The organism is Bacillus sp. FJAT-26390, assembly GCF_001682865.1.
Taxonomy (GTDB): Bacteria; Bacillota; Bacilli; order Paenibacillales; family Paenibacillaceae; genus Pristimantibacillus.
This window is the reverse complement of record NZ_MAQX01000001.1, coordinates 505,256-529,392: the sequence shown is the minus strand read 5'-3', so window position 1 is coordinate 529,392 and position 24,137 is coordinate 505,256. Positions and strand designations below refer to the sequence as shown.

Sequence of the window (24,137 nt, the reverse complement as noted above, 5' to 3'; positions counted from 1 at the left end):
CATGATTTGTATTTTTGTGTTATCTCGCCGCGGTTTGCGGTCCGATCGGCCATTTTGATTTGGTCTTATTTTTATTCTTAGTGCCGAGCACGCTGCCAATTCCCATTAAGAAAGTAGGAATTCCTGCCGCTACAAAGACCAAACACCATTCGCGGAAGTTAAGCGGAACGGTTTTGAAGATAGGCTGCAGGGCTTCAATATAAAGCACGCCGATCATCAGAAGGAGCGACGAGAGTACAGCGAGCACCAAATATTTATTTTGAAACGGATTGCGGTGAAAGATAGAGCGCGAGCTTCTGCAGTCGAATACGTGAATGAGCTGTGCCATGACTAAGGTTGCGAAAGCGACCGTCTGTGCCTTCATAAGCTGCGCAGCGCTGCCCGGCGCATCATGCAGCGTAATCCAGAACGCTCCAAGCGTGCAAACCCCGATCAATATGCCGCGGCTAATGATTTTCCAGCCGAGCCTGCGCGAGAAAATGCTTTCTTTGGCCGAACGCGGCTTCTGCTGCATCAAATCCTTCTCTGCCTGATCCACGCCAAGCGCCATCGCCGGCAGGCCGTCTGTGACCAGGTTGACCCACAAAATTTGAATCGGTACGAGCGGAAGCGGAAGCCCCGCCATCATCGCTAAAAACATAACGAGAATTTCGCCGACATTTGATGCAAGCAAGTACCGGATGAATTTGCGAATATTTTCATAAATGCCGCGGCCTTCTTCAATGGCAGCTACGATCGTCGAGAAATTGTCATCGCTTAGAACGAGCGCCGAAGCTTCCTTCGATACATCCGTCCCGGTAATGCCCATCGCGATGCCGATGTCAGACGCTTTTATCGCAGGAGCATCGTTAACGCCGTCGCCTGTCATGGCAACTACATGCCCTTGGCGCTGAAGCGCCTTGACGATCCGCAGTTTATGCTCTGGCGAAACGCGCGCGTATACATAAATGTTGTCCACGAGGCGGTCAAGCTGCTCGTCGTCCATCGCTTCCAGCTGTCTGCCGCTCATCGCGATGCCGCCGCGCGGCATGATGCCGAGCTGTCCGGCAATCGCTTCCGCCGTCAGCTGATGATCCCCGGTAATCATTACTGTCTTGATTCCCGCACGTCTGCAGGTCGCTATCGCTTCCTTCACCTCGCGGCGCGGCGGATCGATCATGCCGGTTAAGCCAACGAATACAAGCTGGCATTCCGCATCGCTCTCTGTCTCGCACACATCGCCGGCGCGCAGATCGCGATAAGCAAGTCCAAGCACGCGAAGCGCGGATTGCGCCATAAGCTCGCCTGCCTCTGCGCATTTGCGTTTTAAAGTAGCCGTAAAAGGCACAACCTTGCCTTCCCATAGCACATAGGAGCAATGATCCATCAGCAAATCAGGAGCACCCTTCGTGCAGATGAGACGACCGCCCTGATGCGCAACGACAACCGACATCCGCTTTCGCTCCGAATCGAATGGAAACTCCTTCTCCCGCTTGTAAAGCTGCTCAAGCGCCTTCGCGGATGAACCGAGCTTAGCCGAGAGCACGGCTAAAGCTCCCTCGGTAGGATCGCCTTTAAGCACCCACTCTTCTTGGATTTCCTTGCTCTTGCGTTTACCCGTCTCCGCCGATTCTACCTTCACGATCTGAGCGTTATTGCAGAGCGCGCTTATTTGAAGCAGACGTTTGACGGATTGATCATGCTTAATGTCAAGGGCGTTGCCCGCTTCATAAATGGCACCTGTCGGTTCATAACCTTCACCGCTTACCTCAAGCTGCCTTCCGCCAATCCACACATGAGTAACCGTCATTTTGTTTTGCGTAAGCGTTCCGGTTTTGTCTGAGCAAATGACAGAAGCGCAGCCCAGCGTCTCTACGGATGGCAGCTTGCGAACGATTGCCTTCCGCTTGATCATCCGCTGAACGCCGAGCGCAAGCGCAATTGTTACGATAGCCGGCAAGCCCTCCGGAATCGCCGCAACCGCCAAGCTTACGCCGGCAAGGAACATGCCGTACGCTGGCTGACCGTGCATAATGCCTGCTGCGACTACCATAATCGTTAAACCTACCGCAACGACGATTAGTATTTTGCCAAGCTGCTCTAGCCGGTGCTGCAGCGGCGTCTCCATCGACTCCGTCTGCTCGATGAGTCCTGCGATTTTGCCCATTTCGGTATCCATGCCTGTACGAATAACGACGGCCCTTGCTGTTCCGCGAGTAAGCATCGTCCCCATAAACCCCATGTTGAGCTGGTCGCCTAGCGGCAGATCATCCTCGCCGATTGCTACTGCATGCTTCCCGACCGGTACCGATTCCCCCGTCAAAGCCGATTCCTCAACATAGCAGCTATTCGCCTCCAGCAGGCGCACGTCAGCCGGGATCCGGTCTCCGCTTTCCAAATAAATCAGATCTCCGGCAACCAGCTCCTTGGCTGGAATAGTCTGCAATTCCCCGCCGCGTATAACTTTGGCCGTTGGGGCAGACAATTCCTTGAGCGCCCGCAAGGAGCGTTCCGCGCGAAACTCCTGCACGAAACCAAGCACTGCGTTCAGGGCGATGATCGCGACAATCGTAATCGCGTCCAAATATTCGCCCAGCAAGCCAGAAATCAATGTCGCTCCCATCAAGACGAGCACCATAAAATCTTTAAATTGGTTGAGGAACAGCAAGATCGGCGATACGCGCTTCCCCTCTGTCAATTCATTCCGTCCATTCTTCTCCAGCCGCTGCGCCGCTTCCGACGTCGTCAGCCCTTGATCTGGGGAGCTGACTAACGCGTCAACCAACTCAATTGTCCCCATTTGATGCCATTTCATTTGTTCCATGGTATAACTCCCTCCCGTAATATGCCGAGCCAAGCAGCAACGACGCCGGCCCTTCGGACAGCCTTTATAGGGTAAATGTATTCGGACAGCCCATAAAATATCCCATCAAGGACTTAAGTTTTTGTCTCAACTATGGCATGATAGAGAAAGATAGACCAAGGAAGCGAGGAACTACACCATGGCATTAGACGGCATCGTCACCCATGCGATCACGCATGACCTACAGCGCTGCGTTGGTGCGCGTATACATAAGATCCATCAGCCAACCGAACACGAGCTTGTTTTCAGCATTCGCGGAGCCGGTATGCAGGGCAAGCTGCTGCTGTCCGCCAACCCAACCTATCCCCGAGTCCACTGGACTACCGGTACATATGTCAATCCAATGGAAGCGCCGATGTTTTGCATGCTGCTTCGGAAGCATTGCGAGGGCGGCATGATCGAGTCCATTCGTCAAATCGGGGCCGAGCGAATTATTCATATTGAAGTGAAGCATCGCGACGAGCTAGGTGACTTATCAAACAAAACGATCATAGTCGAGATTATGGGGCGTCATAGCAACATTATTTTGATGGATCCATCAACCGGCATCATTCATGACGGCATTCATCATGTTACGCCAGCTATCAGCAGCCATCGTATCGTAATGCCCGGCAGCAGCTACGCTTCGCCGCCCGAGCAAGGCAAGCTTGATCCGCTGGCTATCGAGAACGAGCAGCAATTTTTGGATGCGCTAAGCGAAACAGACGAGACTGCTCCCTTGCACAAAAGGCTAGTAGACAAGCTATGCGGCTTCAGCCCGCTTCTTGCTAAGGAGCTTGTACACCGTGCGCACGCTGACTTAGCCACAGACGAGCAATCCGCTGACGAAAGCGTATCGCAGCAAAGCCTAGCTGCATTATGGAGCAGCTACTCAAGCTTTATCGAGCAAGTCAGAAACGACCATTATACGCCTACGATCAAAACAAACGCGGACACCGGCAAATCCTTTTTCTCCATTACGGAGCTTACCCATATTGAAGGCGAAGCCGTTGTTTTTCCGGACATAAGCACTTGTCTTGAAGGCTTCTACGGCAATAAGGCGGAACGCGATACCGTTAAGCAGCGTGCTGCCGATCTGATTCGGTTCGTCCAAAATGAAAAAGCAAAAAACATTACAAAAATTAAAAAGCTTGAAGATACGCTTGTTGAAGCGAAGGATGCGGAAAAATATAGAGTGCTCGGCGAGCTGCTTACCGCTTACATGCATCAAATAAAGCGCGGCGACACCACCATTGAGCTCGTTAACTTCTATGATGAGGAGCAAGCTGTAATCAAGATTGATCTTGACCCGCAGCTCACGCCTTCCGATAATGCGCAGCGCTATTTCCGCCGGTACACGAAACATAAGAACAGCTTATCGATCGTTGCCGAGCAAATGGAAATCGCCCGTACCGAAATTCAATATTTTGAAGCGCTGCTGCAGCAGGTTGACAACGCATCGCTAGGCGATATTGGCGAGATTCGTGACGAGCTCGTTGAGCAGGGTTATATGAAAGAGCGCGGCCGGCGCGGTCCGAAGAAGAAAAAAACGCTTAAACCAACTTTGCTATGCTACACCTCCTCTGAGGGAGCAACGATATATGTCGGCAAAAACAATACGCAAAACGAATATTTAACGAACCGGCTCGCGGCGCCTTCCGACACATGGCTCCATACGAAGGATATCCCTGGCTCGCATGTCGTTATAAGAGGCGGCGACTTCGGCAATGCGACGCTAGAAGAGGCGGCAATGCTGTCTGCACACTATAGCCAAGCCCGTGACTCAAGCTCGATCCCCGTGGATTACACGACAATCCGGCATGTGCGCAAGCCAAACGGCGCAAAGCCCGGCTTCGTCATATACGACAACCAGAAGACGCTGTACATCACGCCTGACGAGAAGCGCATTAAATCACTCGCAAGCGAATTAAAGTAAAGACGATTGCGCATAAAAAAACACGGCTCTTATTCATTTGGAATAAGAAACCGTGTTTTTATTTTTTCGACGCAGCGCTTGCCATCGCCTACAAGCATGTGCACATGCTTGGTTCCTGCCAGCAGGCCATCCTCATAAATCGCTTTTCCGCCAATAAAAACTTTCGTTGACAGCTGGCCGCCGGTAATCCGTTGATCGAGCTCTTGCAGAAAAGGCACCGCTTCCTCCAAAGCTTGAGTGACAGAGAAGCTAAATGTAAAAGCTGCCGGCCGTACCTCCACCAAACAATCAAAAATCCCTTTCTCCGAGGGCGAGCTTCCCAGGTAAACGACCCGAAAACCTTCCATCTGCGCAAAATAACCAAAAAATAAAATGCCAAGCTCATGACGCTCGCCCGGTCCGCATGCCGTCACCATCAATGGGCTATCGTCAACTGTGCGAATCATGCCGCGGATCGCGAGCATTTTGTCCCGAATAAAGAGGCTGCCGAAATGCTCCTGGTATTCTGAAATTTCTCCCCGTTCCCAGCGCTCTCCAAGCTCGACGAGCGTCGGCTCCAAAATTTGAAGCATCAAATTTTCCAATTGAAGAACCGCTAGAAGCTGTTCATAAATGCGCTCGGCATTGGTTAAATCAAGCTCAATAAAACTTTGAAGCAGCTGCTCAATCGGATTTGTCCAATCCATCGCTGCATGATCGGCGTTCTTCCATTCCTGAACAGCCATTCCGATCGGTACGCCTTCATCGACCTGCTTCTTAAACCAAAGAAGGGTCTCTATATCATGATTCGTATACCCGCGATAGCCATTTGCCATTCTTTGCGGGATAACAGCCTCGTAACGCTCCTCCCATTTCCGAATGAGCTGCGTTGATAAGCTGGTACGCATGGAGGCTTCCTTGATCGTAAAGAGCCTATGGTTCATTGCGCTCTTTCCCCCATAAAGGTTCTAGCTGCTGGAGAACGTTCACATCTACCGTGCGATTGCCTATTTCACCATGAAAAATAACGCCTTGACGCGATCCATGATAATCCGATCCGCCCGTTGCAATCAATTGATACCTCGCTGCAAGCTGCGCATATCGGCGTTCTTCCTCCGGACCGTGATTGGAATGGAACACTTCGATTCCTTGCACGCCATACCGAATAATTTCCTCGACTAACGAATCATTGCCGTAAAGCCCCGGATGCGCAATTACGCTAGTGCCGCCGGCTTCCCGAATCCAATCAACCGCCTCAAATGGGTTTAATCTTGGCGGATTGACGTAAGCAGCAGCTCCTGTTTTTAAATAACGGTCGAATGCTTCTTTCATAGTGGAGACGATTCCCTTGTTCACAAGGACAGCGGCAATATGCGGGCGACCGATACTAACGGCTGCATCCTGCAAGGCTTCGAGCTTGCCGTCTCCATGAGCAGCCGCGATAACCTCATCCATCGTGATTGCTATTCCGAGCTCGCACAGCTTATCTAAAATCATTTCATTTCGTTGATCCCTTACACGACGCAGGCTGGCAAGACGCGTTAGCCACTTCTCGTCATCATTGTTCGTGTAATAACCAAGGATATGAATATCTGTCCCATCTGCAACCGTGCTCACTTCAACCCCTGGCACAACAGTTATTCCTAAACGCTCCCCTTCCAGCATCGCCTCCGCCACGCCGGCAACGGTATCGTGATCGGTAATCGCGATTGCGGCAAGCCCCGCCGCTTTTGCCAATCTAACGTTTTCAGCAGGAGATTGCATGCCATCCGAAGCGGTCGTATGTGTATGCAGATCAGCAAGTCCATTCATTAGAGCCATTGCTGCAAGTCCCTCTCTCTCAAAAAGGATAAAAATGTGACAGCGGATATTGGCAGTATCGCCGATTTTAAGTATATGGAATAAAACTGGCGCTGAAACTTCGAATCCGACACCTTAATCATGCGGATCAAATCGAGCGCTACCTCATGCTTGACGGAAGAAGATGAAATGAAGGAAACGCCTAAGCCAGCCTCAACAGCAGACTTCACAGCTCCCGTGCTGCCCAGCTCCATTACGATTTTCATAGTGGAAGGATCGATATTTTTATTCCTCAGCTGCTCTTCCATTACAAGCCTCGTCCCTGAACCTTGCTCCCGAAGCACAAAAGGATATTCCATCACTTCCTCTAACGTAACGGATTCCCGCTCAGCCAATGGATGGGATTTGGAAACGATTAATCGGAGCTCATCGCTCATTACCGCCTCCATATGCATATCCGGATGATTAATCGGGGCTTCAATAAGGCCAAAATTAAGCTGGTGATTCAAAATATCCTCCATAATCTGCGAAGTGTTCATAACCTTCATGCTGATTGAAATATGCGGGTATTCCTGGCCAAACGGACCGAGCAATCGCGGCAATATATATTCCCCGATCGTTAAGCTTGACCCGAGCTGGAGCCTTCCCTTCAGCTGTTTGGTGAAAGCCGACATTGCCTGATCCGTATCACGGATCAAGTCGATGCTGCGCTGAGCGTAAGGCATAAGAGCCCTTCCCGCTTCCGTCAGTTCAATGCGTTTCGTAGAACGCTGCAGCAGCTTCGTGCCAAAATAATCCTCCAACGACTGTACTTGCATCGTAACGGCGGGTTGAGTCATATGTAAAGATTGCGCCGCTGCGGAGAAACTGCCTCGTTCCGCAACCGTACAAAAAATATGCAGCTGGTGAAAATTAAGCGCCATGAACCAATCATCCTTTCTTCTGGTCATTATTATACTATAAAGCTTGTACAGAATCTTACAAGCGCAACAAAAAAAGCATGCAATCTTTTTGCAGATTGCATGCTTCCCCCATTTATATATAGTTATAAAGTCCTATTTTCGTTTTCTGCTGCTCTTCACAAGAGTCATTCGCCTAGAATGACGAAGCCATGAATAATAGGACTTTAGGTCCCTAAGCTCAATGGTTTCTGACATGCGCCCTAAAAAGGTTACGATGATCATCTTATGTAAAGGAGATCCGGTAATATCCGTTTCCGTTAGTGAGTCCGCAAATTCCGCAACAAATACAAGGTCATCATCAATTAGGTAAACATCCTGTTCGTTGCGGTAATAAGGCTCTACGCGCCCTTGCTTGAGGCATTCCCATAGAAATTCTGCGATGTCTTCAAAGCCGGTTTTTTCGCTTTCTATCCGGTCCAGCCAACGACTTTTGGCATGGTTCGTAATCACGATATCCGCAACTTTCTTATCACCCAGATCGATATAAAACGACTCATATGTACTCCATCTTCTCGTCATTTTATCTTTCACCACGCAACCTACTCCTTCCAAGGAACCAGGGCTTTTATACTATGTATTTAATTCCATTTTACCACGATTGTCCGAGATTACAACAATAAATTAAAGTCAGACCAATTATGTAAGTATTTGGAATACGTATATAAAAAAGAAGCTTCTCAGTATTAATTCTCACTGAGAAGCATTTGATATTCAGAATAATGTAATATTTTACATTATTACATAACCTTATCGAGCGATGCAACCTCACTGTTCACATCACCGAAAGGAAAAGGTTGGAATTTATCTTACAAGCTGTAAAATCTTGTTTTATCTTCACTGTCCTTGCTATATTCGGTCTTGATCTCATTTCGGTATGAGCGTTCGATCTTACGAACGTACGAAAGCTTCCCCATTTGCCGCACAGCCTCTTCAGAGCGCTCCGCATTCATGTACATGACGACGTAATGCATCTTCCGCGACATGTAATGAACCGTTCCGAATCTTTCCAAAGACCTTGCTGCTTTCAAATCGCTTACCCATACGATATAACCCGTTCGATCCGGTAGCATCTTTTCCCTCCTCAAAGGTTTGCGTAGCAAACCTACTTCGTAAGCCTTTGCTTAGGTTTGCGTAGCAAACCTACTTCGTAAGCCTTTGCTTAGGTTTGCGTAGCAAACCTACTTCGTAAGCCCGTGTTAGCTGCAACCGCCGCTGCCGCAGCTGCATGAGCCGCCGCTTCCACAACTTCCGCCGCCAGCTTTTTCGTTGCCCGGCACCTTAATGTTTTGCGATACGGACTCTGCGATCGTACGAGAAACATCATAAAGCATCTCGTCTACGACCTGCTCGGCAAATTTGAAGCGGCGAACGCTTTCAATCTCTCCAAGCTCGCGCTCAATGACTTTGACCTTATCCTTCGCCTCGTTGTAATTGGGGTGAAAACGGCCAAATCGTTGACATTCTTCAAATAACTCTTTTGCCTTGTCGAACCGCCTCGTCAGCAGTTTCACTTCTTCGTCCTCGTTCACAGCCGACTTCCAATATAAATATTCGGCGACTTCCGCCGATTGATTGATCCAGTCACCTAATTCATAGGCGCAAAGCAGCAGCGACGCCATATCAAGAGAAGAAACGCCGCCTTGCGGTTGCTCCAACTGATTAGCCGTTAAACCTTCAGCAGTTGGCATTCATCCACCTCTTTTCAATTCGCTAAATTCTACACTATCATATCATAATCGCAAAGCCAATAGATAGAGATTATATTGAAGCGCCTTGACCCGGAATGACTAGCCGCATTTCCTCCCACATATCCGGCGTTAACCGAATCATCAGCCTCTCCGGCTCATCGCGAAGCATGCCAACGACAGCCCAGCCGTCATCCTGCTGCTCAAGCCTCTCCGGAACAAATGATCGAAGCTCGCGCTCCATAAGCAGCTGAACCGGCGTTTGCCATTGCAAGGCGTGTTCGATAAGCTCCTTCCTGGTGGAGTGGTGATAGGCACGCAGCTGCTTTGTCCACATCACGGGCACCCGCTCAAGCTCCGCCATCGTTTGAAGTTTCTTCCTAGCAGCTTGCTCATTAAGTTCAAAATGCTGCAGCGAAAAAGCTTCGTAAATATAAGAAGGCGAAGTTCCTGCATGCTTGCCCGTCAAAAGCGGTTCCAAGGCTTGTTCGTTCTCCATATAGATAATTGGGTAGCTGTCCGCCTCATACTGACCGTCTGATTGTACGGCCTTCCTAGCGGGATAACCTGCTTTTTGCAGCATGCCTCTAATGGCGCTTATCTGGGCCTTATCGACGATAAAATCGCACGAACCAAGCTTTTGCGTAAGCAGGGGAGCAATTGTTGGATGGTTCTCTACGATCGCCGCCATCGCTTCATTGTCACAGCGCAGCAGCGCTACCTCGGCAAACGCTGTCCGGCATGCACGGCTTGTCCATTCCTCCAGCATAGCCAGCATCGCAAGCGGCAACGACTCCTCGCCCGATGCTTGCTCAAGAAAATGTTGGATGGAAGCATGCGTCCTTCCATGCTCTAAAGCTCGGGAAATCGAAGCCGCTTCAACACGGTAGATCGCGACCAGCTCATCCGATTTCCGTTCAGCAAGAAGCTCAAGCTCCCATCTGATCCAAAAAGGGCATTCCGGCTCAACCATAATTTCTCCGTTTGGCTGTACAGCGGCATAAGAAGAATGTGTCTCATACGTTTGCTTGCTCGCAGTTTTTATTGGAGCTGTAGACTTCCACCGGAAAAACAGCTCCGTGTGGTCAGAGTGGGCATAATCCACCAGCTCTAACCAGCCAAGACTGTACAATAATCCATACCAGGACAGCTCTAAGCCAGCTTCATTCGAATCTGCACCGCTGCTCATAAGAAGCTTAGCTTCATTCAGCCGTTCATTCATCCTGCGCTTAGAAAACCATTCCCCGGCTTGCAGTGCAGTTAATGCCGTCGCCAAATGCGCACTCATGCCTCCGGCCGGCAGGAGCAGCGCCAAACACCAATCCATTAATTGGCTCTCCCGCTCCGGCTCTCCGATGTTCAGCCATTTGCTAAGCATACCTTCATTCCACCGCATTGATCCGTCCAATGTTTCGATCAAGCCGAGCGCTGATGCCGCCTCCAAAATAAAAGCGGCATTCAATGGATAAACATCAGAATATGCCCCTTTTAATGCAAAGGATTTCAAATAGCTTTCATCTATATCTAATGCCTGCAGCAGCTTGTTCACCGTTTTTTTCGGAAGCGTTCCATTTACCGTAACCGCTAATCCGCTTCGCCCCAATACCGATAGAGCTGCAAGCAGTTGTCTGCCAAATGGCCGGCAATAAGGTCTCATGACCCCATTCATTAGTCTTTCCCTGTCCTCTGCTGCAAGGGGTTCAGCGTTGCTTGGGAATAATGCCCTCTGCCAACTGGCGAAGCCATCCACAGGCACAAAATACAGGTTCTCACCCCAAACCTTGCGAGCGGAAAATAAGATGCCGGCTTCCTCCAGCTCTGCGATTCCGATTCGGCACTCTGCGCCGGATAAGTCGGTATGCCGTCGCAGCTCTTTAATGAGCCGCTCTTCTTCGGCAGGCACAGCGGCAAATAGTCGCAGCATTCCCTTTAATACTTCCGCCGCATAAGGAGTCAGCGCTGCGGCAGCCTCAAGTATCGTTTCATCCCTTGCAGCCGCTTCCTCCCAAAACAAGCCTTGCTGCCGCGCTGTTTGCCATGCTGATGCTTGCATGAAGCTTTTTTTTCGTTCCTCGGGCAGCTTACCTGCTAATTGTTGCATTCTCATTGAGCAGCAGCCTCCGCAACCTCATTCTTATTATGTGGCAAGCTAAGCCTCTCGTACTGATATCCTTGCTCAAGCATAAACAGCTGTCTCTTAAGTGCAAATTCCGTTTCCTTCGTTTGATCGGTCACAATCGTATAAAACCATGCTCGATTGCTGCCCGCTTTGGGCCTTAGCAATCTCCCGATCCGCTGCGCTTCCTCTTGGCGCGAGCCAAAGCTGCCGGAGAGCTGGATCGCGACAGCCGCATCAGGCAAATCAACGGCAAAATTCGCTACCTTCGAGACAATTAGCACGGAAATCTGCCCCGACTTAAAGCGGTCATACAGCTGTTGCCTCTCCTGGTGAGGCACCTCTCCCGTTAACAGAGGCGCGCCGAGCTCCGCAGAAAGCTCATGCAGCTGGTTCAAATATTGTCCAATAATAAGGGTAGGCTTGCCTGCATGCTCGCGCAAAAGCTGCTGTACGACCGGAATTTTTCCAGGGTTTTCAGCTGCGAGCCTAAGCTTCGAGCGCGCGCTTGCCTGCGCATATAACGCTTCCTTATTTGCATGGAGCGGCACTCTTATCTCTGTACACGATACCGAAGCAATATAGGAGCCCGCCTCGGCTGTTTTCCACTGCATATCGTACTGCTTCGGACCAATCAAGGAATAAACGTCCTCCGCGCAGCCATCCTCCCTAACGAGCGTGGCCGTTAGGCCAAGCCGCCTCGTTGCTTGAATATCCGCAGTCATTCTGAACACAGGGGCTGGGAGCAAATGCACCTCATCATAAATAATGAGTCCCCAATCCCTTTCCGAAAACAGCTTCATATGGGTAAAAGGAGCGTCCTTTGATTTTCGATGCGTCAACATATTGTAGGTTGCTATCGTAACCGGACGAACCTGCCGCAGCGTGCCGCAATATTGACCGACCTCAGGATCAGTCAGCGATGTTTTATCAAGCAGCTCGTCCTTCCACTGCTTAACAGAGGTCGAATTAGACGTTAAGATTAGCGTTGCCCTGCCAAGCCTAGCCAGCGCTGCAATGCCTACGATCGTTTTTCCCGCTCCACAGGGCAATACGATAACGCCGCTGCCTCCTTGCACGGTTCCTTCCTTATAAAAAAGTTCAACAGCAGCTTGCTGGTATTCCCTTAACACAAAGCTCCGATCGCTCAGCGTTCGATTTTTTAATTGAATAGCAAGCTCCTCTCCGAGGTGATAACCTGCCAAATCAATAACGGGATAGCCAAGCCTTGTCAACTCCTGCTTCAAAGCCCCCCTGCAGCTATCGTTCAGCTCGCAAGCTGTCGCCTCAGACCTCATCGTCACACAGCTCATAATGGATTGATGCGTGATAACCTCATCTATGATCGATGCTTCTCCATGCAGCATAAGCTTGCCGGATTCAGATGACAGCCATAGCTTGCCGTACCTGCCGATCAGCTTTCGAATCGTTGCCTCCGCCTGAAATGGCAGCTCATATCTCCCGTACTTCGTAAGCAAGCCTACAACTTCGTCCGCTGTAATTCCTGCTGCTGCCGCATTCCATAACGTTAAAAGGGTCATTCGATAGGTATGAATTGAACCCGCTCTTTTGACGGCGTCCATGAAGAGAACGAGCTTCTCTCTTGCTTGCTGTGCCATAGGTTTACTCTCGTCAAGCAGCACCAATAAATCCGATTGCACGATTATTGGCCTTTCGTGAAGATTGTGCATCATTCTCCTCCTCCAGCCATTTATTTCTAGTTTATTTCATAAATTTGCCTTTTAATGTTCTACTCAGATGCCCTCACCTGTCAGTATGAAGAATTTAACACTTTTTTATGCCGCAACCTGCGCATGTATTACGCGATTTTTTTATATAAAATGTGTTATAGTAATTAAGAAGTTCTCATAATTGACCGCACATTGGGCTGGAGGTATCCCTTCTATGAAAAGAATTATAATCATTCTCCTCATGCTCATTTGCATGCCGCTTGCCGGCTGTTCGGCCATTTCCGAGCTTTCCTCGAATGTTATTCAAACGAACCAATGGTATCAGGTAGCCGGATATATAGACGGTGACACCTTCAAAATCAAAACCGGTTCCGACGAGACGACCATTCGACTTCTATATGTAGATACGCCGGAAACCAAGAAGCCCGATAGTCCGGTGGAAGCCTTTGGACCCGAAGCGTCTGCTGCGACGGAGGAGCTATTAGCTGAATCCCAAGAAGTCCGGCTTACCTTCGACAAGGAAACGACCGATCAATACGGCCGTACGCTGGCTGTTGTCGAGCTTAAGGATGGGCGGATACTAAACGAGCTGCTGCTTGCGCAAGGTCTGGCAAAGGTCCTGATTGTTGAACCTAATGTCAAGATGGAAAACGCATACAAGCAGCTGGAGCAGCAAGCAAAACAAGCCAAAATCGGCCTGTGGAGCAGTGCCTTTGAAAGCAATCATACGGAATTCCCCGTCAAGAAGGCCGCGCGAAGCGGAATTCTCATTGAGGTGGACAAGCTGGCAGAGCTTGTCACGATAACGAACACGACAGACCAAGCGATCGACTTGAATGGCTGGAAGCTCGTCAGTGTTCGCGGCAACCAGACCTACCCTTTTAGTGCTTACACGCTGGAAGCCCGTCAGAAAGTGGTCATTTCCTCTGCAGACGAGACGGCAGCATCCGATCTCGCCGTCCTACAATGGGGCGCAACTAATATTTGGAATAACAAAGAGTCAGATCCCGCTGAGCTGTACAACCAATACAATGAATTAGTTTCTGTTTGGGAAGACGACTAGCCAATCAAGGCAACTATCTCCCATGCAAAAAATGAATGCCATGAGGTCGGGCGGCAATCGCTTGCCGTAATCTGATTAAACAAACAGCCATTGAAGAGGATAGAAAAATAGCGGTACAGGAATTGCCTCCTGTACCGCTATTTTTTATGTTTATAACCATTCTGTTCAATGCGGGCTATCTCCGATGTTCAGTCGTACTCCACGCTTCCGCCGCTACATCCGTTCAGAGGTTGAGCCTGTCTGCTCCTAGGCTAGTCGCATAATCTTCTGCCATGCCGATCAGAAGCCTTGCAGCGCGAAGCATCGCCCTTTCATCGATATCGAATTTCGGATGATGATGCGAGTAATTGGCCCCGCTGCTCTCATTGCCTGCTCCTACAAACATAAAGCAGCCTGGCACCTTCTCCAAATAATAAGAGAAATCCTCTGCTACTGTGATCGCTTCCGAAAGAACGACGGCGGGCTCGCCGAACAACTGCGCGCCAACCTTAAAGAAACGCTCGGCCTCCGATTCATCATTCACTACCGGCGGGTATCCGATCCGCATCTGGTAATCGAATTCAGCCCCATGCATTTGGCACACATGCGTAATGAGCGATTCCAAACGGTCATGAATCATCTTCCTTGTTTTCTCGTCAAATGACCTAACCGTACCCATCAGCTTGCATCTCTCTGCAATTACGTTGTTGGTTGAGCCTGCTTGAAAGGAGCCGATGGACACGACTGCCGGGTGAAGCGGATTTACATTGCGGCTAACGATCGATTGCACGGCTTGAACAAGCGTGGAGCCGATCATGATCGCGTCAATGGCTTGATGCGGCAGCCCGCCATGCCCGCCGCGTCCAACAATATCAATAACGAATTCATCTGCGGCAGACATGAACGGCCCGCCTTTAGAAGCTACCAAACCATGCGCCAGCGGCGTCCATAAATGTACGCCATAAATGACATCTACACCGTCAAGCGCTCCGTCTTTAATCATCGGCTTGGCTCCGCCCGGCGTAACCTCCTCGGCAGGCTGGAATAGCAGCCTGCGTTCACCGCTTATTTCGGCTAAATTAGCCGAATAATACGAAGCGACTGCCAGCAGCGTTGCCGTATGCCCATCATGGCCGCATGCATGCATGACGTTCGGCACTTTTGACGCGTAATCGCATTTTTTCTCATCTTGAATGGGCAGCGCGTCAATGTCTGCTCTAAGCGCAACCACTGGCCCTGGCTTGCCCCCTTTAAAGACAGCAATTAACCCATGCCCGCCAACGTCCTTCTGCACCTCGCAGTCAAGCGCTTCAAGTTGGCTTGCAATCCAGCTTGACGTTACGCGCTCATGAAACGAAAGCTCCGGATATTGATGGAGATGCCTCCGCCAACGAATCATACTCGGATATAGCTGCTGAAGCTCTAGATCTACGACATCCTCTGTCTGCAAATCGCAAACCTCCTTACTTTTTTGTGAAACAAAAAAATTTCTGAAAGCTCACTCTGCGGTTTGTTTCACAAAGCGCACCTTAGGAAGCCATGCTTCCTAACAGATAAGATCATTTTATCTAGTTTACCAGATGTCAGCCTTATTAAGGAAGCATATGCGACAATGAATCAGCAGGAATTATACATTTCGTCAAAATGTCACTTTTGATCGCGGCGAGTGGCGGGAGTAAGGGTTGCGCTTGCTGGGGAAACATACTATCATGAGAAAAGAATGCACAACTCTGTCTTTTGAAATGGAAGCATATGCTTACGAAGTCAGTTTTGCTTCACAAAACCTTTAGGAGGAACTACCATGATTATTGAAAATACCGGCTTAAACGGTGTTAAAAGCGAACTAGACCATTTAGATGAATCTGCTGAAAAAGTTGGCTTCGTCCGTTGGCAATGGGAATACTATCGCGCTACATACGATTTAAAACTTGAGGATCGCGCTAGCGGTTCCGAATATTTCTTAAGGATTACTACTCGCGCTGTTGAAGGCAAGCTTGAATCGCCGCATGCCGTGCTTGTTATTGAATCCGTCTACATTGGACGAGCTACTTTCCCGCATGGCCTTGAGTATGAATCTCCGGTACCGCAGCCTATTATGAATACAGCTACACAAAGACTTCAACAATTGAAACAGCTGTTAGCATAACGGTGGCAACATGAAAGCCACGCAGAACGGTAGCCGTGGAAGACCGGACTTTCTGCTTCTCATTTTGACTCTTCTGCTAGTAGGTTTTGGGCTTGTGATGGTATTCAGCGCAAGCTCCGGAATAGCAGCGGTTTCAAAAGCAACAGGGAATGATTCACTTTACTTTATCAAACGCCAGCTCATATGGGCTGGCCTTGGTACGTTCATCATGCTCTTTATGATGAACCTGCGTTATCAAGTATATAAGAAAGCTTTCATGCTTTTTTTTGTACCTGTCATTTTCATGCTCATGCTTGTCCCTTTTGTCAACGAGGGCATTAACGGCGCCCGGAGTTGGTTCGGTATCGGATCACTTGGCATTCAGCCAACCGAGGCTGCCAAGCTTGCGCTTATCTTGTATCTCGGAGCGCTGATTTCCAAAAAAGGCGAGAAATTTCGTGATTTTAAAAAGGGACTGCTGCCGGTCATCGTTATCGTCGGGTTCATTTGTGGCCTAATTATGATGCAGCCAGACCTTGGTTCTTGTTTGGTACTTGGCTCATGCGCAGCGATAATGATTATAGCAGGAGGCGCGAACCTCAAGCATTTATTTGCTGTAGGGATCGTCCTCGCGATTTTAGGCACAATTGTAGTCAGCATAGGAATGGCTATCGACCCAACAAGCTGGCAATATAGAATTGACCGGTTTACGGCCTACTCTGATCCACTGGCTGATGCACAAAATACCGGATTTCAAATTGTGTCATCTTTGCAAGCGCTGGGGCATGGCGGATTGACCGGAGCTGGTTTTGGCGAAAGCATTCAAAAACTGCATTATTTAAAATACGCCTACAATGATTTTATTTTCTCGATCATCGCCGAAGAGTTTGGCTTTATCGGAAGCACGATTTTCTTATTGTTTTATTTAGTCTTTTTATGGCGCGGCCTTATCGTCGCTCTGCGCTGTCCTGATGAATACGGAACGATTGTCGGCATCGGCATCGTCGGCCTGCTGACCATACAGGCATTCATTAATATTGGAGGCGTAACCAGCGCCATTCCGATGACTGGAGTTACCCTGCCATTCATAAGCTACGGCGGCTCATCGCTGCTTTTTTGTCTCATGAGTATGGGTATTCTTCTAAGCATTTCAAGAGAATCGAATAAAGTTGAAAATCGAAGCGCAAAAAGCGGCTCCCAAAACCGATTTGCGGCAAAACAAAAGACCTCTTCCATGTAAGAGGTCTTTTGTTGCTTGCTTATTTTTATTTCAGTCGTTGCTGCTGCAGCTGCGATTCTTCCAATTCTTCCTCTTTGAAGGCTACGCCTTCCACCTTCACGTTCACTTCCACAACATGCAGGCCTGTCATGTTTTCTACGGATTCGCGAACATTAAGCTGCAACTGACGGCATACTTCTTGAATCGGAATGCCATAATGAACAATAATTCGAAGATCAATTGCCGCCTCTGTCGTGCCTACCTCGACAGATACGCCTTTTTGCACGTTTTTGCCGCTTAGACGTTTGGCAAGACCTTCGGAGATACCGCCAGACATTGCTGCAATGCCTGGCGTTTCAAGCGCTGCGAGTCCAGCTATCGTTGCTACTACATCATCAGAGATTCGGATAAGACCAGTTTGAAGTTCTTCGGTCATGTGACACACTCCTCATTTTGCCATATACGTTTATTGTAATGGAAGCTTAGGCGCGAAGCAAGAACAGTGCTTTTAAATGAATGTGAATATTTGCTATTTTAAATGATAACAATTTGTAAGTTTCATTTTGATAGCATGTTGGTAAAGTTTACATGTCTCCTCATTTCCGCTATATTATTATCAGGTTTTCAGCAAATTTGCAAAGAGGTGCTTCGTATGAATCAAAAATTGTTTTTCACAGGCTTGATCGTCATGTTTGCGCTGAGCGCGATCGGTCATTTCGCTCACTTTAACAACACAGCGCAGTTCGTCATTTCAGCGATCGCCATCATTTTTGTGGCAGGGTTCCTTGGCAAAGCGACCGAGAGCGTCGCCCACTATGCCGGACAGCGGCTGGGCGGGTTTCTAAATGCGACATTCGGCAACGCCGCTGAGCTTATTATCGCAATATTTTTGATCAAAGCACAGCAATTTGACATGGTGAAGGCAAGCTTAACAGGGGCGATCATCGGAAATCTTTTGCTTGTGTTAGGACTCAGCATTTTGCTAGGCGGGTTGAAGTATAAGGAGCAGCGCTTCAACAACCGGCTAGCCGATCACAACTCCACCCTTATGATCATGGCCGTTATCGGTCTTTTCGTACCGGCGGTGTTCGTTGTTTCAGAGAAGTTCACCTTTGAGAAAGACCAATTTTTAAGTCTAGCGGTTGCCGGCATTCTGATCGTCTCCTACATCTTGTGGCTCATCTTCTCGATGGTCACACATAAGGATATGTTGTCAGACGTCGTCATGAATGCCGATCATGGCGAGGAGCCTGCATGGTCCAAAGGAAAGTCGATCTTGTTCCTCCTCCTCGCGACCGTTATGGTGGCGTTTGTGAGTGAATGGCTCGTACATACCCTTGATGCGTTTAGCGCCCAATTTGGCCTATCTGAGCTGTTTATAGGGGCGTTTGTCATCGCTATCGTCGGTAATGCCGCGGAGCATAGCGCTGCCGTCATCCTAGCCATGAAAAACAAGATTGGCGCAGCCGTAGAAATTGCCATCGGAAGCAGCTTGCAAATCGCCTTGTTTGTAGCGCCCGTGCTCATCCTTGTCAGCGCGTTGTTCGGCAACACGATGGATATCGTCTTTACCCCAATCGAGCTGACCGCAATCGGCGTTTCCGTCTTTATCGCCAAATCGGTATCGCGGGATGGACAGACGAACTGGTACGAGGGTGTTCTACTCATTATGGTCTACGTGATTCTCGGTATCGCCTTCTACCTCGTATAGGCCAAATATTTGCCCCATGCACCTTCATATATAAAGAAAAGAGTAGTCTCCAACCGGAGGCTACTCTTTTCTTTCCAAAGCTTCGTATAACATCGCTAAATTCCGCTCTAATCGATTCACTATTTCCTTGCCTGCCATCTCTGCTATCAAGCCTGCGCGAACAGCAAAGTCAACCTCTCGCGAGAATCCATACATTTGCGTATCTAGCACTTCTTCGTACAGCGGACATTGACGGGTAGTCAAGTTTTCCATCTGAACTTCGATTAGCTTTTCTATTTTACTCGCATCTTCTTGAAGGAGACGAAGCGCTTTCTCATGCAATTGTACCGTAATTTCCGGTGAAGACATCGTTTTCCCCCCTGTGCGCGTATCCGCCGTCTTCTATACCCTTTATATTAGACGAAAAAGAGGGATTATACAAGGTCAAAACAGAAAAGCGCCCCTTCAAAAATGAAGGGACGCCAATTCTGGAATATTATAATAATATTATAATACTACTAATCCGTAATAACGGTAACGTTCAAGTTGTGCTTAGCGAAAACATCTGCCATCGCTGTTTTTGCTTCTTCAGCATCAGGTCCGTGTACATGCAGTTCATATGCATGGCCGCCTACTAGTGTTGTGAATAGTCCGAGGATGCTTTTTACATCGATATATTTGCTCTCGGCTTGCAGAACGATGGACGAAGTGAATTGGCTAGCCGTTTGGGAAATTTCTACAATAGCTGCGTTGTTGGACATGGGAGATCCCTCCAGTTATATTAGTAAAGCTTACCTTTGTCACCATGATAACCCGAAACGTAACATCGAGCAAGTGGTAAAATGAAAAACGCTTTATTTTCCATTTATTATAGAGGAAAGCGATATCATTGTGTTCATTTATTTCAAGTTTTCTGAATTTAATGCTTCAAGCTCAGGAATAACGAACACGCCATCCTTACGAATGAGAATATCGTCAAAATATATTTCCCCGCCGCCGTATTCCGGCCGTTGGATTAGCACCAAATCCCAGTGGACGGAGGAGCGATTGCCATTGTCCGTTTCCTCATACGCTTGGCCTGGCGTGAAGTGCAGGCTTCCGGCAATTTTTTCATCGAACAAAATATCATTCATCGGATGCAAAATATGCGGATTAAATCCAATTGCGAATTCACCGATGTAACGAGCACCCTCATCCATGTCTAAAATCTCATTTATGCGGGCCGTGTCATTGCTTTCTGCTTTGACAATTTTTCCGTTCTCAAACGTAAACGAAATGTTTTGGAACGTAACGCCGGAATAAACGCTTGGCGCGTTATACGTAATGGTACCTTGCACCGAATCGCGGACAGGCGCGGAGAATACTTCGCCATCAGGAATATTGCGGTGTCCCGAACATTTTTTAGCTCCGATGTTTTTGATCGAGAAGCTCAGGTCCGTGCCTGGCGATACGATGCGCACGCGATCTGTTTTGCTCATGAGCGCTTGCAGCGGATCCATCGCTCGATCCATCTTAGCGTAATCCAAATTGCATACGTCAAAATAGAAGTCCTCAAACGCTTCCGTGCTCATGTTCGCAAGCTGTGCCATCGATGGGGTCGGGTAACGCAGAATGACCCATTTTGTTTTTTTAACGCGCTGCTCCATATGTACCGGATTTCTGTATATTTGCTCATACAAGCGCATGTTCGCGTCAGGTATGCCAGCCAGCTCATTGACATTGTCGCCGGAGCGTACCGCGATATAACCTTGCATATTTTTCATTCGCTCCAAATCAAGCGACGACCATAGCTCCATTTGCTCTTTGGTAGCATGCTGCAATAAAGTACGAAGCACAGAGCGATCGCTCGATTCTACGAACGGTCTTCCGCCGCGCTTAGCAACCTCTTCTATTAAACATTTTGTCAGCTCCCGTTCTGAACCGACCATGTCAATGAGCACATTTTCGCCAGGCTGAACATCAATGGAATACTCGACTAAATTTTGGGCTAGCTTTTGCAATCTTGGGTCACGCATGTTAAAAATCCTCTCCTTCTTCCTTTCGATCTAATCCATCGTAACACGTTTTTGCGTCTGTTGAACAGTTTCGCTCGATGCTCCGTTAAAGGATTGAAACCTTACTGTCGTGTGCCTTTCCTCGGCTGCCGGCTTTTGATTATACGTGTAGCTGAAGGATGTTTTCTCCTCCATTTTTAGCGGCAGCAGCCGGTCTCGGTCGATGACAAGCTCATACTTCGTCACCGCTTGCATGGACGCCAGCATCTGTTCCAATTGCTTGCGGGAACGCGCCAGTTCCTTCGACCACTCCTCGTGATACGGACGATCCGCTGCCGGTACATCAAGCTGATCGAGCTGCTGCCGCAGGCGCTGCTCCCATCTCTCCTTTGAGACACTGGCATTCTCGGTAATCAGCAGCGTAACCGTGTCTGGATTATTGCTTTCATTTAACAAACGAACCTCGTCGTTGGCATTGTTTAACGCCTCCAGCACTTGTACCGGATTCCAGTGCAGCGGGTCCGCCGTATTCGTCTGAAGCGTCAATTGCTGATGATCCACTACTTTGCCTTCAAATACTTCCGGCTTAAACTCGAGCCCGTCCGCCGTCTTCATGCTCATCGAGCCCGTAAAATCATATTGATCCGTTGCCGCAAGCCCCGAGTATGACAAAGACAGCCACTCCTTAGGTGTTCGCTTGTCGCCGGCACTGCCGCAGCCGAGTGCAGACATCATTAAAGCTACTGCCACAACGCCTGCTCCAATCGCCTTATTTCTTCCCATCTCTTTTCCTCCCGTCCAACTTATTATTGTAATATCGTCCCTTACCTGCTTGCTCCTTATTCCGTTTAAGGGCAAAAAGAAAAAGATGCCCGTCAAGGCATCCTTCATCTAACCTGTCTCGCTGTGGAAAACAGGCATTATTTAGTTCTGTCCTACGAAAATACAATTTCGCCCGTTGTGCTTAGCCTCATAAAGCGCCATGTCCGCTCGGTAGAACAACGACTCGACGCTAACCTTCTCATCCTCGAACGTCCACTCGGAGACGCCGCAGGATACGGTTACAACAGGATCGGTGTCTTTCTCCACCTGCAGGCGGATCCGCTCAGCGATGCGATAAGCCTGCTCCGCTCGGATGCCCGGCAGGTACACCGCAAGCTCCTCGCCGCCCCAACGTGCCGCAATGTCGCCGTGTCTGATCGAGCTCCTAATGATATCGCTCACTTGAATCAGAATCCGATCGCCGACCTGATGGCCAAACGTGTCATTTACCCGCTTGAACAAATCTATGTCCACTAGTATGAGCGATCCAAACGGATCTTTGCGCTGACGGTTTTGAATTTGTTCATTTAAATAATGGCGGGCATGCAGCCCTGTCAAATTGTCGGTTATTACCATCCGGCGCACTTCCGCATGCAGGGACGCATTCGTAACCGCAAGGCCGATATGCGTGCTCATCACTTGCAGCAGCTTATAATTTTCGTAGGAGAAAAAATTTGGCGCCTTATGCGTGACCAAAATGACGCCAACGACCTCGCCATCGACCAGGATCGGCGCAGCGATAAGCGATCTCGAGCTCGTATTGTCCATCAGCTTGGAGGTTACAACGCGAGTATGCCAGTAATCGGATATGATCAGCGGCTCTTTCGTCCGGTAAACCATTCCGCAAAAGCCGTAATCGGGCGAGAAATGCTCGCTTGCAAGTGCAGGAAAGTTGCTCGACATGACAACAAACTGATTTTTTTCTTTATTAAGCTGCAGGACGCAGCAAAAATCCGCATCAAATATCGTTAAAAGCTCGCTGCTCGCAAACTGAAAAATTTCTTTCAGCCTAAGGGACTGATTCAGACGTTTCGTGAGCTCATTGATAAGACGAAGCTCATTGATAAGCAAATTTGACTGCTCGTACAGCTTCGCATTCTCAAAGGCAGAGCCTGAAGTATCCGCGAGCAGCAGGAAGGCCGGCAAATCCGCCTCATCCCATTTGCCTGGACCGATTGACATGCGGAGCACGCCATATGCGGCTTGCTTGCCGGTCATCGGGACTGCGAGCCGCAGCGTGCCGTCCCGGTCATGCTCGGTTACCGATTGTCCGTTAAGAAACGCTTTAGCCACGAGATCATGCTCGGCATTTTTGAAAACGAGCGGCTTCACGCGCGGATCTCCGTTCAAATGATCCTGCGATAGATACAAATCAACCTCTGAGCTTGGGAACAGCATCTCTAGGCTGAGAAGCAGCTCCGACAGCACGGAGGATACGTCGATTTGATCATATAGCCGTTTGGCGGCTTGAAACAAAGCGTTTCTACGGTCGGCTTCCTTCTCAGCCCTCCGCTGCTGCAAGAGCAGATCCTTAACATAAATCTGTTCGAACATATGATAAAAGCAGCTGCGGAAATGAAGCGAGCATCCAAGAAGCTGCTCTAGCTCTATTCGAGATCCATTAGTTGATAGGTAGGTGAAAACGCCAAAAACGGCACCATCGTTCCGCCTATGAACAGGCACCGCTGCCACAAATAAATCTTCCGTTCCATTAATGCTGGCCTCTCCACCGCTTAAAGCACGGCTAACCGCCGTCATTAGCACAGCATTACGATTTTCGCGCCCATCGCGATACTGCCCCGTTGCAGCGACCTCTTCCCCTTCTTTATTAAATAGCGCAAACTCGCCATTCTCAAATGAAGCCAACGCTGCTGATTCTTTTGCCCACTGCTTAAAGCTGTCTTGAAACAAAGGAAATAACAAGGACTCGTCCGCATCGCTAATATCTTCACTGCTAAACCAAACCGGTTGTGATTCTGCTGATGTATCCACAATTGTAGAGGTTTTATGATATGCAAAATTGCTATTCACTCGATCAACCATGCAGCCCCAACCCTTTCATCTGATAACCAAGGAGATGAGCTTCCCATTTTCGCTTATTATTACAATCATCATACTCCATCTTTGAGAAATTTGCACTACTATGTATGTAAAATATAGGTCTTTCGATGCGCTTACGTTCTTGTTTAATTTCATGCATGAACCTTGACAACGACTATATATTTCATATATTATTTATTGATGAATAGATGGGC

Annotated in this window: 21 protein-coding genes; 5 read left to right on the top strand and 16 right to left on the bottom strand. The window is 48.8% G+C overall.

Features of this window, described 5'->3' with window-relative positions; all coding sequences use genetic code 11:
* Window positions 1-19 precede the first annotated feature (19 nt).
* Window positions 20-2,803 carry a calcium-translocating P-type ATPase, SERCA-type gene (locus tag A7975_RS02435; RefSeq protein WP_065384034.1) on the bottom strand — a complete coding sequence of 928 codons (2,784 nt, stop codon included), beginning with the start codon at window positions 2,801-2,803 and terminating at the stop codon, window positions 20-22.
* A 178-nt stretch (window positions 2,804-2,981) separates the two neighbouring features.
* Between A7975_RS02435 and A7975_RS02430 the strand changes: the two genes are divergently transcribed.
* Window positions 2,982-4,757, top strand: a complete 1,776-nt coding sequence (locus tag A7975_RS02430; RefSeq protein WP_065384033.1) for an Rqc2 family fibronectin-binding protein — start codon at window positions 2,982-2,984, stop codon at window positions 4,755-4,757.
* A gap of 29 nt (window positions 4,758-4,786) precedes the next feature.
* On the opposite strand, the gene A7975_RS02425 is transcribed toward A7975_RS02430, so the two are convergent.
* The 8 genes from A7975_RS02425 to A7975_RS02390 form a co-directional block, all read right to left on the bottom strand.
* On the bottom strand, window positions 4,787-5,680 hold the full coding sequence (locus A7975_RS02425) for a MerR family transcriptional regulator (RefSeq protein WP_065384032.1): 894 nt from the start codon (window positions 5,678-5,680) through the stop codon (window positions 4,787-4,789).
* Complete coding sequence (locus tag A7975_RS02420) at window positions 5,670-6,557, bottom strand: PHP domain-containing protein (RefSeq protein WP_483295885.1); 888 nt, start codon at window positions 6,555-6,557, stop codon at window positions 5,670-5,672. Before A7975_RS02420 ends, A7975_RS02425 begins: the two co-directional genes overlap by 11 nt.
* On the bottom strand, window positions 6,548-7,459 hold the full coding sequence (locus A7975_RS02415) for a selenium metabolism-associated LysR family transcriptional regulator (protein ID WP_053375619.1): 912 nt from the start codon (window positions 7,457-7,459) through the stop codon (window positions 6,548-6,550). The genes A7975_RS02420 and A7975_RS02415 overlap by 10 nt, the downstream gene beginning before the upstream one ends.
* Before the next feature lie 132 nt (window positions 7,460-7,591).
* Window positions 7,592-8,029 (bottom strand): hypothetical protein, encoded by a 438-nt coding sequence (locus A7975_RS02410; protein WP_053377763.1) that lies wholly within the window; start codon window positions 8,027-8,029, stop codon window positions 7,592-7,594.
* A 275-nt stretch (window positions 8,030-8,304) separates the two neighbouring features.
* Window positions 8,305-8,568 (bottom strand): YlbG family protein, encoded by a 264-nt coding sequence (locus A7975_RS02405; RefSeq protein ID WP_053375618.1) that lies wholly within the window; start codon window positions 8,566-8,568, stop codon window positions 8,305-8,307.
* 126 nt (window positions 8,569-8,694) lie between these two features.
* Window positions 8,695-9,186 (bottom strand): YlbF/YmcA family competence regulator, encoded by a 492-nt coding sequence (locus tag A7975_RS02400; RefSeq protein ID WP_065384031.1) that lies wholly within the window; start codon window positions 9,184-9,186, stop codon window positions 8,695-8,697.
* Window positions 9,187-9,256: 70 nt separating this feature from the next.
* Window positions 9,257-11,290: a helicase-associated domain-containing protein gene (locus A7975_RS02395; protein ID WP_065384030.1), complete on the bottom strand. Its 2,034-nt coding sequence runs from the start codon at window positions 11,288-11,290 to the stop codon at window positions 9,257-9,259.
* Window positions 11,287-12,993: a DNA repair helicase XPB gene (locus A7975_RS02390; protein ID WP_255314140.1), complete on the bottom strand. Its 1,707-nt coding sequence runs from the start codon at window positions 12,991-12,993 to the stop codon at window positions 11,287-11,289. Before A7975_RS02390 ends, A7975_RS02395 begins: the two co-directional genes overlap by 4 nt.
* Before the next feature lie 211 nt (window positions 12,994-13,204).
* Here A7975_RS02390 and A7975_RS02385 point away from each other — a divergent pair, with 211 nt between their 5' ends.
* Window positions 13,205-14,053, top strand: coding sequence for a thermonuclease family protein (locus A7975_RS02385; protein ID WP_053375614.1), 849 nt, complete (start codon window positions 13,205-13,207; stop codon window positions 14,051-14,053).
* Window positions 14,054-14,276: 223 nt separating this feature from the next.
* On the opposite strand, the gene A7975_RS02380 is transcribed toward A7975_RS02385, so the two are convergent.
* Window positions 14,277-15,431 carry an amidohydrolase gene (locus tag A7975_RS02380; RefSeq protein ID WP_053377762.1) on the bottom strand — a complete coding sequence of 385 codons (1,155 nt, stop codon included), beginning with the start codon at window positions 15,429-15,431 and terminating at the stop codon, window positions 14,277-14,279.
* A 402-nt stretch (window positions 15,432-15,833) separates the two neighbouring features.
* Here A7975_RS02380 and A7975_RS02375 point away from each other — a divergent pair, with 402 nt between their 5' ends.
* Both A7975_RS02375 and ftsW read left to right on the top strand, forming a co-directional pair.
* A complete protein-coding gene (locus A7975_RS02375; RefSeq protein ID WP_053375613.1) occupies window positions 15,834-16,178 on the top strand; it encodes a YugN family protein in 345 nt (114 codons plus the stop codon).
* Between the two features lie 10 nt (window positions 16,179-16,188).
* Complete coding sequence (gene ftsW, locus A7975_RS02370) at window positions 16,189-17,397, top strand: putative lipid II flippase FtsW (RefSeq protein ID WP_065384028.1); 1,209 nt, start codon at window positions 16,189-16,191, stop codon at window positions 17,395-17,397.
* Window positions 17,398-17,422: 25 nt separating this feature from the next.
* On the opposite strand, the gene A7975_RS02365 is transcribed toward ftsW, so the two are convergent.
* On the bottom strand, window positions 17,423-17,812 hold the full coding sequence (locus tag A7975_RS02365; RefSeq protein WP_053375611.1) for an Asp23/Gls24 family envelope stress response protein: 390 nt from the start codon (window positions 17,810-17,812) through the stop codon (window positions 17,423-17,425).
* Window positions 17,813-18,028: 216 nt separating this feature from the next.
* Between A7975_RS02365 and cax the strand changes: the two genes are divergently transcribed.
* Window positions 18,029-19,087, top strand: a complete 1,059-nt coding sequence (gene cax, locus A7975_RS02360) for a calcium/proton exchanger (protein ID WP_053375610.1) — start codon at window positions 18,029-18,031, stop codon at window positions 19,085-19,087.
* Window positions 19,088-19,147: 60 nt separating this feature from the next.
* Here the strand turns inward: cax and A7975_RS02355 are convergent, their stop codons facing one another.
* The 5 genes from A7975_RS02355 to A7975_RS02335 form a co-directional block, all read right to left on the bottom strand.
* Window positions 19,148-19,435, bottom strand: a complete 288-nt coding sequence (locus tag A7975_RS02355; protein WP_053375609.1) for an Fpa/YlaN family protein — start codon at window positions 19,433-19,435, stop codon at window positions 19,148-19,150.
* A 149-nt stretch (window positions 19,436-19,584) separates the two neighbouring features.
* Window positions 19,585-19,827, bottom strand: coding sequence for an HPr family phosphocarrier protein (locus A7975_RS02350; protein ID WP_053375608.1), 243 nt, complete (start codon window positions 19,825-19,827; stop codon window positions 19,585-19,587).
* Between the two features lie 138 nt (window positions 19,828-19,965).
* Window positions 19,966-21,081: an aminopeptidase gene (locus A7975_RS02345; RefSeq protein WP_065384027.1), complete on the bottom strand. Its 1,116-nt coding sequence runs from the start codon at window positions 21,079-21,081 to the stop codon at window positions 19,966-19,968.
* A gap of 30 nt (window positions 21,082-21,111) precedes the next feature.
* Entirely contained in the window at window positions 21,112-21,843 is a 732-nt protein-coding gene (locus A7975_RS02340; protein WP_053375606.1) for a hypothetical protein, read from the bottom strand.
* Window positions 21,844-21,984: 141 nt separating this feature from the next.
* Window positions 21,985-23,925 carry a sensor domain-containing diguanylate cyclase gene (locus tag A7975_RS02335; RefSeq protein WP_082197936.1) on the bottom strand — a complete coding sequence of 647 codons (1,941 nt, stop codon included), beginning with the start codon at window positions 23,923-23,925 and terminating at the stop codon, window positions 21,985-21,987.
* Window positions 23,926-24,137 lie beyond the last annotated feature (212 nt).